The sequence below is a fragment of the Microbacterium sp. HMWF026 genome (assembly GCF_003061325.1).
Taxonomy (GTDB): domain Bacteria; phylum Actinomycetota; class Actinomycetes; order Actinomycetales; family Microbacteriaceae; genus Microbacterium; species Microbacterium testaceum_E.
In genome coordinates this window covers 1-13,424 of the sequence record NZ_QAJB01000214.1, presented here as the reverse complement: position 1 = coordinate 13,424, position 13,424 = coordinate 1, and the positions used below count along the sequence as shown (strand labels likewise).

General features: G+C 72.1%; 9 protein-coding genes. 3 read left to right on the top strand and 6 right to left on the bottom strand.

The features are described 5' to 3' along the window. Positions 1 to 42 precede the first annotated feature (42 nt). Positions 43 to 474 carry a hypothetical protein gene (locus DBR36_RS08870; protein ID WP_243392968.1) on the top strand — a complete coding sequence of 144 codons (432 nt, stop codon included), beginning with the start codon at positions 43 to 45 and terminating at the stop codon, positions 472 to 474. Positions 475 to 634: 160 nt separating this feature from the next. On the opposite strand, the gene DBR36_RS08865 is transcribed toward DBR36_RS08870, so the two are convergent. The 4 genes from DBR36_RS08865 to manA all read right to left on the bottom strand — a co-directional run bounded on the left by DBR36_RS08865 (position 635) and on the right by manA (position 6,582). Then, the gene (locus tag DBR36_RS08865) at positions 635 to 2,032 is read right to left on the bottom strand and encodes a DUF5719 family protein (RefSeq protein WP_108318648.1); all 1,398 of its coding nucleotides are present in this window, start codon (positions 2,030 to 2,032) and stop codon (positions 635 to 637) included. Continuing rightward, the gene (locus DBR36_RS08860; protein WP_108318646.1) at positions 2,029 to 4,872 is read right to left on the bottom strand and encodes a glycosyltransferase; all 2,844 of its coding nucleotides are present in this window, start codon (positions 4,870 to 4,872) and stop codon (positions 2,029 to 2,031) included. The genes DBR36_RS08865 and DBR36_RS08860 overlap by 4 nt, the downstream gene beginning before the upstream one ends. Positions 4,873 to 4,950: 78 nt before the next feature. Beyond that, a complete protein-coding gene (locus DBR36_RS08855) occupies positions 4,951 to 5,274 on the bottom strand; it encodes a WhiB family transcriptional regulator (RefSeq protein ID WP_058232110.1) in 324 nt (107 codons plus the stop codon). Between the two features lie 144 nt (positions 5,275 to 5,418). Further along, a complete protein-coding gene (manA, locus tag DBR36_RS08850; protein ID WP_108318644.1) occupies positions 5,419 to 6,582 on the bottom strand; it encodes a mannose-6-phosphate isomerase, class I in 1,164 nt (387 codons plus the stop codon). Between the two features lie 61 nt (positions 6,583 to 6,643). Here manA and DBR36_RS08845 point away from each other — a divergent pair, with 61 nt between their 5' ends. Together DBR36_RS08845 and DBR36_RS08840 are read left to right on the top strand one after the other, a co-directional pair. Further along, the gene (locus tag DBR36_RS08845) at positions 6,644 to 8,044 is read left to right on the top strand and encodes an O-antigen ligase (RefSeq protein ID WP_108318642.1); all 1,401 of its coding nucleotides are present in this window, start codon (positions 6,644 to 6,646) and stop codon (positions 8,042 to 8,044) included. 47 nt (positions 8,045 to 8,091) lie between these two features. Then, positions 8,092 to 9,093, top strand: a complete 1,002-nt coding sequence (locus DBR36_RS08840) for a glycosyltransferase family 2 protein (protein ID WP_108318640.1) — start codon at positions 8,092 to 8,094, stop codon at positions 9,091 to 9,093. Positions 9,094 to 9,220: 127 nt separating this feature from the next. Here the strand turns inward: DBR36_RS08840 and DBR36_RS08835 are convergent, their stop codons facing one another. Together DBR36_RS08835 and DBR36_RS08830 are read right to left on the bottom strand one after the other, a co-directional pair. Continuing rightward, positions 9,221 to 11,242 carry a DUF6541 family protein gene (locus tag DBR36_RS08835; RefSeq protein ID WP_146185291.1) on the bottom strand — a complete coding sequence of 674 codons (2,022 nt, stop codon included), beginning with the start codon at positions 11,240 to 11,242 and terminating at the stop codon, positions 9,221 to 9,223. A gap of 37 nt (positions 11,243 to 11,279) precedes the next feature. Next, positions 11,280 to 13,292, bottom strand: coding sequence for an acyltransferase family protein (locus DBR36_RS08830; protein ID WP_108318636.1), 2,013 nt, complete (start codon positions 13,290 to 13,292; stop codon positions 11,280 to 11,282). Between the last annotated feature and the right edge of the window lie 132 nt (positions 13,293 to 13,424).

Sequence of the window (13,424 nt, the reverse complement as noted above, 5' to 3'; positions counted from 1 at the left end):
GTGCCGACCACGCGAACGCACGAACGTAGGATGGCAGGCATGATGCGTCGCCGTTCCCGCGAAGCGCGACCGGTCGCCCGCCCCTCGCGACACGGCCGCCACGGTCGCGAGAACCGCAGCCCCGTGGTGCGCCCCCCGCTCCCGCCCATCGACACGCGGGTCGAACGCTTCGACGTCGCCGTCGGCGCAGCCGCGGAGTTCCTCCGGTCGGCCTGGTCGGACCTGCGCGAGGTCTCGTTCGAGATCGGCATCATGCCCCCGGCGGCGGCCGACGGCATCCCGCGCTGGACGGTGCTGCGCGACGAGAAGCGCATCATCCTCTACCGCGTGCCGATCGAGCGCCTCGGGCACCCCCATCACGACGACGATCTGCACCGGCGGATGATGATCGAGGGCGCCGTGTTCCGCGCGGCCGCCGAGTACCTCGACCGCGACCCGTGGGACCTCGGTCCCGAGCGCTTCCGCTTCTTCTGAGCCGCACGTCGCGTCAGCGGCACCTCGGCTCACGCCGGCCAAGCGAGCCGCGTCCCGTCCGCTAGACCCCGGCCCTCCCGACGCCACGGCGAGACGGTCGCCACCGCCTCGCCCACTCCCGTGACGGGCCGGCCGATCGCGGCCCCCGGCCCGCCCGCGCCTAGGGCAGGACGGTCAACGCCGGGGCCGCGGCATCCGCGGGCCACAACGGGTACGAGGCGAGAGCGCCCGTCCCCACGTACGACATCGACGCGCGCACCGGGGCCGTCGACTCGAGACGGTAGACCCCCGCAGCCACCGGGAGGGCGACCGAACCGTTCGCCGCGACCGTCGTCGACGTGGCCTCGCCGCCGTCGGCCGGTGTCAGCGTGACGGCGGCCTCGGCGTCGCCGGCGGCGAGCACGAGCGATGCGCTGCTTCCGGCCCCGTCGGCGACCGCGACGACGGTGGGCGCCGAGATCTCGGGGGCGTCGGCGTACCAGGCGAAGTCGGCGCCCTCGCCGAAGCCGGTGGTCGACCACGTCGCACCGACGACCGGCGCCGTCGCCGAGACGTCGACGGTATAGGCCCCCGCCGACAGGCCCGACAGGTCGAGCGAGGTGGGAAGACCCGCCGTCAGCGGCACGTCGGTGGGAGGGGTCGCGGATGCCGTGGCATCCACCGGGGTCACGGTCACCGTCGCGGTGGCGTCGGATCCGGGCGAGAGCAGTCGCAGCACGGTACCCGCCTGGCCCTCGGCCGAGGTGACGACCTGGACGCCCGGCATGACCAGACGCGTGTCGGCCTGGCGGGCAGGGGCGACCTGGTCGCTGCCGCCGGGCAGCAGGACGCGGGTCAAGCTGGCCTGCAACGAGGCGTGGACCGGGGCGCCCGAGGCCTCGACGCGCACGACGGGGCTCTCCTCGCCGAGCAGGAGCCCCGCGAGGGGCACCACGCGGCGCTGACCGGCCGGGACGACGAGGTTCTGCCCGCTCGGCGGGGTCTGAACCCCCTGCGCGCCGTACACCGACAGCTGGACCGTCGCGGGGACGTCTCCGGGGTTGGCGAGCACGACGAGATCGTTGGCCCCGGTCGTGGTCGCCCCGCCCACGAGCCAGGACTCGGCGAGGGGCGCGCGGCAGGCCGAGGCCGAGAAACCGATGAGGTCGGTCGACGCCACGGTCGCCGAGCCCGCCGCGGCGAGCGGCGTCGGCGTGCGATCGCGCGGGGCCGCGCGCAGGGCTTGGGCGTCGCCCGAGCCGTCGGCGGTCGCTCCCGTCAGCGCGCTCGCCTCGGCGGCGGCGTCGGCGGGACCGCTGACGATCTGCTGCGAGGCCGCGGCGGTCAAGCCGTTGGCGGAGTCGGCGCTGCGCCCGAGCGCGAGGAGCGGGCCGTCGCACGCGAGGAGCGTGTCGCTGGCCTCGGGCGTGGCGTCGACGCGGATCGGCTCCGCGCGGTACTGCGGCCAGGGTGCGGCGATCGCCGCCACCGTACCGAGCACGGCGGCGGTGGCGACCGCGGCACCGGCGACCAGGCGCGCGCTCGTGGCGGCGACGCGGACGAGTCGACGATCGCTCATCGGGTTCCTCCCGGGGTCGGCCCCACGATGCGCGGCGTACGGCGAGCGGTGCGTCGAGACGCCGCCGTCGGGACGGCGAGCAGCAGGGCCACGACGATGACGCCGAGCGAGCCCAGGGCCACGAGGCGCTGCAGGCCCACGCGGTGGTCGTCGAGCGGGGCGCGCGGCGCGACCGCGGCGTTCACGCGCCACAGGTCGCCGCGCGAGGTGGCGCCGACCGGGTCGAGCAGGTCGCGCTGGTCCAGAGACGAGGCGGCGCTCAAGCGGTCTCCGCGGATGACGTCGGACTCCCCGTCGGGCGCGGAGGCCAGCAGGACGAAGGCGATGCCCTTCGCGGCGAGCTTCTCCACGACGTCGGTGGACGAGGGGGTGACGAGGTCGGCCGCCAGGCCCGCGAGCTCGGTGTCGCCCTCGTCGGCCACGGTACGGGTCGCCTGCACCGTGCTCTGGCCCGTCAGCGTCGCGCTGCCACCCCAGACGACCTGCACGCGCAGACCGTCGTTGCGGGGGTCGAGCACGATCGTGCCGATGTCGAGCGAACCGCGTCCCTCGGCCGCGACGTAGGCGGGCAGGGTCGAGACCGGTCCGTTCGTCACGACGGTGCGCCCGCTCTCGGGCCCGGCGGCGGTGGCGGTGAGCGCGGGGGCGACCGCGACCGCGAGCGGCAGGAGCGCCAGCAGGGCGCCGATCGGCCGCAGCGCCGACACCCGCGCGTGCACGCCCGCGTCGAGAGCGATCACGGCGGCGCCCACCAGGCCCACCCAGGCGAGACTGAGACCCGCGCCGGGCCACAGCGCGACGGCGGTGGAGTGGTCGAACGACACCGCGATGCCCACTGCGGCGAAGGCGGTCGCGAGCCCGGTGACCGCGATGACGATCAGACCGGATGCCGCGATCCAGCGCGGGGTGAGCACCGACAGCAGCGCGAGGACGGCCAGCGGCGCGATCAGCAGACCGACCCACCAGACCGTTCCGCCGGTGAGGCTCGCCCATCCGCCCGGGTCCGAGGTCGGGAAGCCGGCCGCGAGCAGGGCGCGTCCGAGCGGGTCGGCAGCGGCCTCGGCGCCCGCGTAGGGAACACCCGGGTCGGCGAGCAGCCCCCAGGGGTTGCCGGCGCGCACCTGCGTCCAGACGAGCGGAGCGAAGACCACCGCCGACGGCACGACGAGCCACACCACGCGCGCGATGCCCCGACCGGCCACCAGGGCGACCACCACGAGCGCGGCCGACCACAGCACGACCACCGCGGGAGCCAGCGAGGGCGCGCACGCGAGCACCGCGATGAGCAGAACGGATGCCGCTCCCGCCGGCGCCCACGAGCGGTGCGCGACACTCGCGGCGAAGAACAGCCACGGCAGCAGCAGGTGCAGCAGCACCGGCGCCGGGCGGCCCTCGTTCAGGGCGGCGAGGAAGGTGGGGGCGAGGGCCCACGCGACGGCGGCGACGATGCGCAGCAGCGACGACTCGGTGACGCGGGTCGCGGCGAACCAGCCGCCGAGCACCGCGAGCGGAAGGGCGAGCACCCACAGCACGACGAAAGCACGCGAGGGGTCGCCGGGCGACAGCGTGCCGATCAGCGCGACGAGCGCCGAGAACGGGTCGGCCGGGCCCACGGCATCCCACCCGAGAGGACGCGCGCCCCACGCCGCGTCCTGCCAGAGCTGGGTGACCGTGGCGCGCAGGGGGACGAGGCCTCCCCCGCCCAGTACGGGCCAGGCGAGCAGCGGAGCGAACAGGGCCGCGGACACCGCGAGCGCGCCCAGCACCGCCCACGCGCCGCCGCCGGTGAAGAAGCGCAGCTCGGAGCGCACGGAAGCGTCGGGATCGGCGACGTCGCCCTCCCAGCGCATGCGCATGTCGGCGCGAGAGACGCGCAGCGGCGCGATGCGCGACCATCCGACGCGGCGCGAGGTGCGGATGCGACGACGGGCGCGCGCGACGGCGGCGGGTCGGGCCATCACCAGCAGGGTGGCGCCGAACTCCGGGAGCACGCGATAGGGCACCTTGGTCACGAGGTGCATCACCGTCCGCCACAGCGCGAGCGGCAGGAACGACAGCCAGTGCAGAAGGACGACCGCCGCCGGGGCGTACACGAGCCGTCGGTGCAGCTGTGCGGTGCGGGTGGCGAAGGCGCGACGGCGCGCGCGTCGGCGACCGCGGGCCATGGCGGCGACCCCGTCACCGGCGACGGCGACGCGGGCCGAGGGCACCAGCGAGACCAGGTGGCCGGCCAGTCGGGCGCGCACGCCCAGGTCGAGGCCCTCGTCGGCGCCGCCGAGGGCGGGGTCGAGGCCGCCCAGGGCCGTCCACGCGTCGCGGCGCACGAGGACGCCGCGGATGTCGGAGCCGAGCACGTCGGCGTCGGTGTCGCGCTGGCCCTGGTCGAACTCCCCGGCGGCGAGCTCGACCGTGTTGCCGTAGCGGTTCATGCTCACGCCGAGCGACAGGATCGACTCGCGGTCGTCCCAGGCGACGAGCTTCGGCGCGGCGACGACGAGCGGCGGCGACAGCTCGAGGGCCCCGGCGAGACGCACGAGGGCGTCGGGGTCGGGCGCGGTGTCCTGCGCAAGCAGCCAGACCGCGTCGCCCGTGAGCCGCGGGGTGGCGAGGGCCGTGGCGGCGGCGAAGGTGGTTCCCGCGGATGCCGTGATCACACCCTCGGCACCCGATGAGGCGGCCAAGCGGGTCAGCGCGGGGTCGGCACCGCAGAGGACGATCGTGAGCGCGTCGACCGGTCGACTCTGCGCCGCGAGGGCGGCGAGGGTGCGTTCCAGGTGGTCCGCGGCGGGCGTGCGTCCTTCGGGACGCACGACGAGGATGGCGTGTACACGGGCGGGCATGACGCGGATCAGCCTAGGCGGGCGTTCTCGCGATCACGGACGCCGCGCCGTCAGGACGAGGATCGTGGACGCGCGGGTTCAGGCGCGACGCTTGAGCTTGCGGCGCTCGCGCTCGCTCAGACCGCCCCAGATGCCGAAGCGCTCGTCGTTCTGCAGCGCGTACTCGAGGCACTCGGACTTGACGTCGCACGAGGTGCAGATGCGCTTGGCATCGCGGGTCGAGCCGCCCTTCTCAGGGAAGAACGCCTCGGGGTCGGTCTGCGAGCACAGTGCGTCGGTCTGCCAAGCGAGGGTGTTCTCTTCGGTGGCGTCGATGTCGCGACGGACCCCGGGTACACCCAGGTCGACCGGATCGACGAACCAATTGTCCGGGACACCGGACCGGTACTGCGACGTCGCCATATCGTCCTCCGCCTCGTTCAAGCCCCCATGACGCGGTTCCGCGCAGTCATAATTACACCCGTGTGATTCGGATTGGTCAAGTCGCGGATCGTAAACCCTCAAGGCCGACGTGAACCTTTACCATGCGCCACGGCGTGTCGCGGGTCATGCCCCCGGCATCGCGATGAAGACCTCGCCGCCCCCGTCGGTGACCAGCGGCGACTCGTCGGGCGTCGCCAGCGCCGCCTGACCGGGACGCAGCGTGATGCGGTCTCCGGATGCGCCGGTGAGCGTCGTCCCGCCGGCCACGCCGAGCACGATCGACACCCCGCCGAGCTCGAGACGCGCGGGCTCCCCGGCGACGAGGTGCCCGAGCGCGAAGTCCGCGATCCCGGGCGCGAACACCTCGGCGCCCGCGCCCGCCGGCGTCGCCGGCAGGAAGGGCGGCTCCGCCGGGCGGAAATCCACCAGCCCCAGCAGCTCGTCGACGTCGATGTGCTTGGGCGTCAGTCCCCCGCGCAGCACGTTGTCGCTCGCCGCCATGATCTCGACGCCCAGACCCGCGACGTAGGCGTGCAGCACCCCCGCGGGCACGAAGATCGCCTCGCCCCGGCGCAGCTCGACCAGGTTCATCAACAGGGCCACGACGATGCCCGGGTCTGCCGGGTAGGCGCGGTGCAGCGACCGCGTCAGCGTCAGCTCGGCGTCGAATCCCTCGGAAGAGGCGGATGCCGCGGCATGCACGATCTCTTCGATCTCGGCGGGACGCGCCGCGCCGAGCAGCCACCCGATCGTCGCACGCAGCGCCTCGGCGGGGTCGTCGTCCGACAGGTGTCCGCGCAGCGTGCGGACGGCAGGGGCGTCGCCGAGGGACTCGACCAGTGCACGCGTCGCCGCGATGTCACGCAGACCCGCGAGGGCGGTGAACGTGTCACTCAGGGCGACGATCACCTCGGGTTTGTGGTTGTCGTCCTTGTAGTTGCGCTCCCCCGCGTCGCGGGGCACGCCGGCTGCCTCTTCGCGCGCGAAGCCCTCGACGGCCTGCTCTTTCGACGGGTGCACCTGGATCGACAGGGGCGCCCCGGCCGCCAGCAGCTTGAGCAGGTAGGGCAGCTTCTCGGGGATGCCGTGCGAAGCCGCCACGGCGGGCAGCCACGCGTCGAGCGTGCGACCCGTGCCGTCGTGCACCTCGGCGGGCGAACCGGGGTGGTCGCCGAACCACACCTCGGCCTCGGGCGCACCCGAGGGTTCGCGTCCCTCGAGGTCGGCGATCAGCGTCGGGCTCCCCCAGGCGTAGTCGCGGGGGGTGTTCGAGAGGGGGATCAGCACACCCGACAGCCTACTTCGCACCTCTTTACCGCCCGAGGCCGCCGGGTAGCCTGATCACACCATGGCGATGTACACGAACCACCCCGTGTCGGCGCTGCCGACGGCGCCGACACGCGAGACCACCGGGCACCTGCTGCTGCGGGCCTGGTGCGTGTTCCTGCTCGTCCTCGCGCTGGGCGGAGTCGGCCTGGTCAACGCCGTCGGCCCCATCGTCACCGCCGTCGTCGTCATCGCCTCGGCGATGGTGTCCGCGGTCGTCTGGCTGGTCTCGCGCCCGCCGCTCGCCGTGCGACGCCTGCCCTGGCTCGCCTTCGGCTACCTCGCGTGGGCGACCGCGTCGATCGCGTGGAGCGCGTGGCCCGCGGCATCCGTGCTCACCTGGCTCCTGCTGGTGATCACGACGTTCCAGGGCCTGTTCGTGGGAGCCGTGCTGACCTGGCGCGATGTCGTGCGCGCGGTCGCCTCGGCGGCGAAGTGGGTCGTGGGGCTGTCGCTGCTGTTCGAGGTCGCCGTGTCGCTGCTCGTGCGGGGCCCGCTGCTGCCCGGCTTCGTGATCCCGTCGGAGGGGACGGACCCCGTCGCCTACTGGTCGCGCGACAATCTGCTCGACGGAGGACGCATCCAGGGCGTGTTCGGTAACGCCAACCTGCTCGCCGCCGTCATGCTCGTCGCCATCATCGTCTTCGCCGTGCGCCTGGCCGCCGGCGCCCCGCGGCGCGTGCTGCTGTGGGTGTGGATCGCGGTGGCGGCGTTCCTGTTCGTGCGGGCGGAGTCGACGACGGCCTACATCGCCGCGGCCTTCGTCGCGCTGGTGCTCGGAACCGTCCTGGTCATGCGCACCGCGCGGCGCCCCGGCGAGCGCACGCGCTGGTACCTGCTGTACGCCGCGATCGGCCTGGGCGGTGGCGCCGCGATCTGGTTCGGCCGCGACGCCCTGTTCGGCGTGCTCGGCCGGGGAGCCGACCTGGTCGGACGCGAGGGCGTGTGGGCGGAGGTCATCGCGCGCGCCGACCAGCGTCCGTTCATCGGGTGGGGGTTCTCGACGCCCTGGATCGCCACCGAGCCCCTCATCGACGGATGGATCGTCGATGACGGTCGCACTGCCGTGCAGGCGCACTCGATGTGGCTCGACGCGTACCTGCAGCTCGGCGGCATCGGCGTCTTCCTGCTCGCTCTCGTCTTCCTCGCCTACGTCTGGCGGTCGTGGTTCTTCGCCGTCGACCGGCCCCGCTGGGACCTGCGCGACGACCGTCCGCACTCCCCGCTCACCCTGCTTCCCACGCTGATCGGCGCCCTGCTCGTGGTGCAGGGGCTCACCGAGTCGGGACCGCTGCTGCTGTGGGGCTGGATGTTCGTGGTGCTCTTCGGCGCCAAGATCAAGCAGACGCCGCTGGTGGGTGTCGGGCCCAGCGAGCAGAGCATCTCGATCGAGCGGGGAGAGCTGGCGAAGCCGTCCGCGTGAGCGCTCACCCGCGGTCATTCGGGGCCGCCGGTTATGATCGTCGAGCCATGACCTCGAACGACGATGCCAACGCCGCCCACCAGGGCGAAGCCTTCGACCCGAAGACCGCGACGATCGTCGTCGTCACGTACAACCGCACCAACCTGCTCACCCGGCTTCTCGAGAGCATCGAGCGCATGGACCCCGCGCCCGGCCACCTCGTCATCATCGACAACGCCTCGACCGACGACACCACCGCGGTCGTGGAGTCCTTCCGCGACCGCGTCCCCACCGAGCTCGTCTACCGCCGCCTCGAGACCAACACCGGGGGCTCGGGCGGTTTCAGCGAGGGGATGCGCGTCGCCTACGAGCTGGGTTCCGAGTGGATCTGGCTGATGGATGACGACGTCGAGGTCGTCCGCGACGGTCTGGCCCTCATGGGCAAGTGGACGCCGCGCTTCCGCAGCATCCAGGGGCGCCGCTACGACTTCGACGGCAGCGAGTTCTACTGGCAGTACCGGGTCGCCGAGTCCATGGCGATCCCGATCCCCTTCGCTCCCGCGAGCTTCGACGACTCCGGCTTCAAGCCGATGAACTCGGGATGCTTCGAGGGCATGTTCATCCACCGCGACATCGTCGCCAAGATCGGCCTGCCCGACCCCCGCTTCTTCATCTACTGGGATGACCAGCTCTACGGCTGGCTCGCCTCGCGCGAGACCGAATCGGTCATCGTGAACGAGTTCGTGCTACGGCGCACCCGCGAGATCAAGCAGTGGGACATGGGCATCCGCCACATGAACGCCTCGAGCGACGCGTACCGGTACTACATCATGCGCAACCGCGCGTACCTGCAGAAGTACTACCGCGCGGTCGGTGTCTACCGCCCGCTCCCCTTCACTGCGGGTACGGCGCTGACCTTCGTCAAGGAGCTCATCCGCCTCGTCGTCGTGGAGCGCAAGGTCACGGGCACGAGCCACCTGTTCCGCGGTCTGCGCGATGGTCGTGCGATCACGCGCGACCGAAGCTGGATGCCGATGCCTCCCCTCGAGAGAGCGCAGTCCGCCTCATAACCACACACCCCGACAGGGAGCAGTGAGGTCGCGCGCACACCTTCACCCTGTCGAGGGTCCTCCTCAGGCGATCTCGGTGATGACGACATTGAGCGTTGTAACCACACTCGGCGTACACATATCCAAGTTATTGATGAACTTCGGGCAGGGGCCCGCACACATCGATGCGGTAGAGGGCGGATTCGCCATCGGTGCGGACGAGCTCGAACAACCCCGCGTGCACCGCGGCGTGCGGACCCGGGAAGTGATTGCCCGCCGGGTCTCCCCCGCCGAGCTCGTGGGGGTTGTAGAGGACGTAGCGCACGCGGAGATCGTCCAACGCCTCACAGACACGGGGATCGGACCCGATCGCCGCGAGCTCCCACGCAAGAACCGTGCGCTGATCGTCCCACTGCCCGTTCACGTGCGGGAAAACCGGTTCACGACCTCCGAAGACCTGCGTCCACGCCGAGCCGTCCCACGGGTCCCCCAGCACCCGCTGGTCCGCCGGGACAGTTTCGCTGATCGCCGACATGAATCGCACCTGCTGTGCGCCCACCACCACCCCCCTCTCGGGGGTCTCCGGCATCCGCAGCACCTCAGCGACCGCGGACCCGAACGGCCCCGCCAGGCTGACCTGTCCGGCGACGGCGACGGCGACGGATGCTCCGATGGCCGCCCCCGCCGCGAGCCGCGGGCGGCGGAGTCTTTCCGCGGCGCGCGAGGCACCCGTCGTGAGAGCGAGTGTGGCGAGGACAACCCCGAGGACGGGGACGACGGATGCCAACCGGTAGCGGTCCTTGTACCAGATACCGGTCGCGAGCTTTGCGAGAACGTCGTCCGAACCCGCCGCCAGCGCGTAGAGCACCACCACGATCACGTAGGCGGCCACCACCCACCGGATCCCCCGAGTCCGCGCCGCAACGATCAGGCCCCCCGCGACGACCACTCCGAGCACGGGAGAAACCCACGGGGCGATCTCCGGGACACCCGTCGGCCACGCCTGCATCACGGCGGACCACAGCGCCTCGGGGATGCTCTGCGTCGCAGCTGCCTGCGGACCGCCGAGGCGCTCGTCGACCGGGCGCGCGAAGACGTCGAGCCGGACGGCCAGGAGTGCACCCGCGGCGAAGACGGCGAGCACGACCGCCGTGAGCCCGAGCGTCGTCAGCACCCTCCGGCGTCTGTCCCAGCGATGCCGATCACCCCACGTCCTCCTCGCCGTCAGCCACAGGCCCGTGGCCGCGGCGGGAGCCAGGAGCACCGCCCAGCTGACGATGACTCGCGGCTGCGCGATGGCGAGCGTCCCGACGACTCCCATGGTGGAGATGACCGAGAGCAGAGTGGCACGCCACTGCCGCATCGACCGGGCCTCGCGGATGACACGGGTGCAGACGATCGGCAGGGCGACTGCGCCCGGAAGCAATGCCGTCGCGAAGAAGGTCGGGTAAAGCGACCCCCAGGTCAGCAGCGCGTAGGGCATCGACCCGAAGGCAACGCTGAGCGGGATGGCGACGGCCGCGCTCCGCCGACGCGACGACCCCGGGACGAGGGTCTGCGCCAGCCACGCGGATCCCGGCGCCCAGACACCCGCGACGAGGACCACCCAGGCTGCATTGGCCGCGACGGGCACGGAGACACCGGTCATCTGGACGACGGATGCCACGAGGACGTGCCACGCCGACGGATAGAACGACGTCGCCTGCCCGGTCTCGATCAGGGTGCGGAGGGTCAGCGACGAAGCGCTGCCGCCGTCGAGGATCGCGGCGATGGCCGCAAGGTGGAAGACGTTGTCGTACGTCTGCGACGGTCGATCCGGATCGGCGACGAGGCGGAAGACGATCATCGCCGCGAGAGCACCGGCGGCGAGCAGGGCCAGGACCAGCCCCGCGTCCATCCATCGACTGGAGGGAACGACCGGCCGGACCGTCCGGCGAACGCCCAGGGCCAGCAGGGCCGCGCCGAGCAGCGCGGGAACGACCGGCTGCCACGGTGACCACGCCACGCCCAGCATGCCGAAGCCGATCGCCGCGATACCCGCGGACGCGGTTCCGGCGACACCGGCCAGGGCGATGCGGGGGATCAGGGTCAACCGCATCGGTGACAGCACCAGCAGTCCCGGGGTGAGGACGAAGACGAGTCCCGCGCCCACCCCCCGAACGAGGTCCATCCACGTCATAGCCGAACCCCCCGCCGCTGCATACCGGTCACGCCGGAGCCAGGTCGGACACGGCCCACGACATGGAACGGGTGTAGTCGGTCGTGAGGTGATTGTCGTCGAAGTAGACGGCGATGTTGCCCACGAACGGTCGGCACAGTCCATCGGGGCAGACGAGAGGCGTCAGATCGACGGCGTGAACGCGATCCCACCGGTCGAGCGGAGCGAGGGGGTTCTCAGGTGCCTGCTGCCCCGAGAGCGGCACCTCGCAGGAGTCACCTGCACCGCCGTGCCCGCACTCCCACATGTCGAAATCGAAGCGGGGATTGTCCCGAACCACCCACACGTCCGCCTCGGTCCGCGCGTGAAGGCGCTCGATAGCCCGTTCCAGACCCGGCGACACGTATTCGGCGTCGCTGCCGGCGACATTCGTCGAGCCGACGGTGACGACGAGATCGGGACGGAGTGCCGTGATCTTGTCGAACGCTCGTTCCCGCCATTCGGCGCATTCTCCCGACGGACGGGTGCCGTCATCATCGAGGCCCAGCGGGCACCCACCCGCCGCAACCACAGTGAGCTCCCACCCCCGCTCGAGAGCGAGCGGTTCGAGCATGCCACCCCATTGCTGGGAATGAGAGTTCCCGACCACCACGACGCGCAGACTGTCCTCACCGGCCCCGGCGAGATGCGCGCAGGTCTCATCCCTGCCGGCGGTGGATTCGGTGCAATCATCGCCGGGCTGGAACCACGGCCAGACCACCTCCGCTTCGGAAGGGCGTGGAGGCGCATCGAAGGGACCCGTGACGGCGCCGGTGAGGACGGCGGAGGAACCCGGGTGGTCGGGGCCGAGCTCGACGGTCGACGACACGGCCGCCTGTCGCCAGATCACGACCGGGGTCACCACGAGAAGGATGCTGGCGACGATCGCCGTCGCCTGCAACGGCCGGCCACCCTCCTTCACGAGGCGTGCGAGCGGAGCATCGACCCACCGTGTCAACGCCCAGGCCACGGCGAGCGATGCCGCCACGATGAGCGTCCCGGCGAGAATGCCCGGCTGATCACGGCCGCTGAGCACGGTCCAGGTGATCAGGATCGGCCAGTGCACGAGGTAGAAGGCGTATGACACCGACGCAAGCCCCCGCAGCGGTCGCGCGGAGAGCAACCGGACGGGGAGGAGCGAAGCATGCGCCTGCCCCCCGACGACCACCAGGGCAGCGGAGACCGTGGGCCAGAGAGCAGCCCAGCCGGGGAAGGCGCCCTCGACATCGAGCACGAGACCGCAGGAGACGATGCCGATGATGCCCGACCAGACCAGCACGCCGGCCGCACGGGGCGTCGGACGCACACGTACGGCTGACAATCCGACGGCGACGAGCGATCCGAGAGCGAACTCCCAGAGTCGCGCGGGCGTGCTGAAGTAAGCGGACTGCTGGTCGGCGGCCGTTGCGATGACCGAGACCACGAAGGATCCGACGAACACCGCGCCGAAGACCCCGGCCGTCGCCTGGACCGCGTCGAGTCGCGTACGCCGCGAGATGCCCGCGGCGAGAAGGATCAGCAGTGGCCACAGGAGGAACACCTGTCCTTGCACCGACAGCGACCAGAAGTGCTGGAGCGGACTGGTCTGATCGGTGCGCGCGTAGTAGTCGACGGCGGCGTCGGCGAGCACACGGTTCTGGACGTAGAAGACCGACCCGACGGCCTGGTCCCAGATCGCCCGCCACCGCTCGGGCGGGTAGACCGCGGCCGCCACGACCAGGACTCCGAGCAGTGTCACCGCCACGGGGGGCAGGAGACGCGAGAACCGGCGCAGCCAGTAGGAGCCGACGCCGAGACCGTCCTGCGTCTGCATGCGGCGGAGGAAGGATGCCGTGAGCAGGAACGCTGAGAGGAAGAGGAAGACGTCCACGCCGCCCGACACCCTGCCCACCCAGACGTGGTATGCCACGACGAGGGTGATGGCCAGCGCCCGCAGGCCGTCCAGGTCGGCGCGTCGCCGGGGAGGTTCGACGACGCCCGACGAGGCGCCGCTGCGGAAGCGGATGCGTGTCGACGCCGTCATCCGGAGCTCCCGAGACGACGCGCCACGGCTTCTCCGACGGCGGCGTAGCCCTCCGAGGTCGCGTGGACGCCGTCGACGGTCCAGGAAGCGATCCACGTGCCGTCGCCTCGACGCATCCCCGCCCACGGGTCC

Coding starts and splice junctions, on each gene's coding strand:
- DBR36_RS08870 (WP_243392968.1), top strand. CDS start 43: ATGCGTCGCCGTTCCCGCGAAGCGCGACCGGTCGCCCGCCCCTCGCGA.
- DBR36_RS08865 (WP_108318648.1), bottom strand. CDS start 2,032: ATGAGCGATCGTCGACTCGTCCGCGTCGCCGCCACGAGCGCGCGCCTG.
- DBR36_RS08860 (WP_108318646.1), bottom strand. CDS start 4,872: ATGCCCGCCCGTGTACACGCCATCCTCGTCGTGCGTCCCGAAGGACGC.
- DBR36_RS08855 (WP_058232110.1), bottom strand. CDS start 5,274: ATGGCGACGTCGCAGTACCGGTCCGGTGTCCCGGACAATTGGTTCGTC.
- DBR36_RS08845 (WP_108318642.1), top strand. CDS start 6,644: ATGGCGATGTACACGAACCACCCCGTGTCGGCGCTGCCGACGGCGCCG.
- DBR36_RS08840 (WP_108318640.1), top strand. CDS start 8,092: ATGACCTCGAACGACGATGCCAACGCCGCCCACCAGGGCGAAGCCTTC.
- DBR36_RS08835 (WP_146185291.1), bottom strand. CDS start 11,242: ATGGACCTCGTTCGGGGGGTGGGCGCGGGACTCGTCTTCGTCCTCACC.
- DBR36_RS08830 (WP_108318636.1), bottom strand. CDS start 13,292: ATGACGGCGTCGACACGCATCCGCTTCCGCAGCGGCGCCTCGTCGGGC.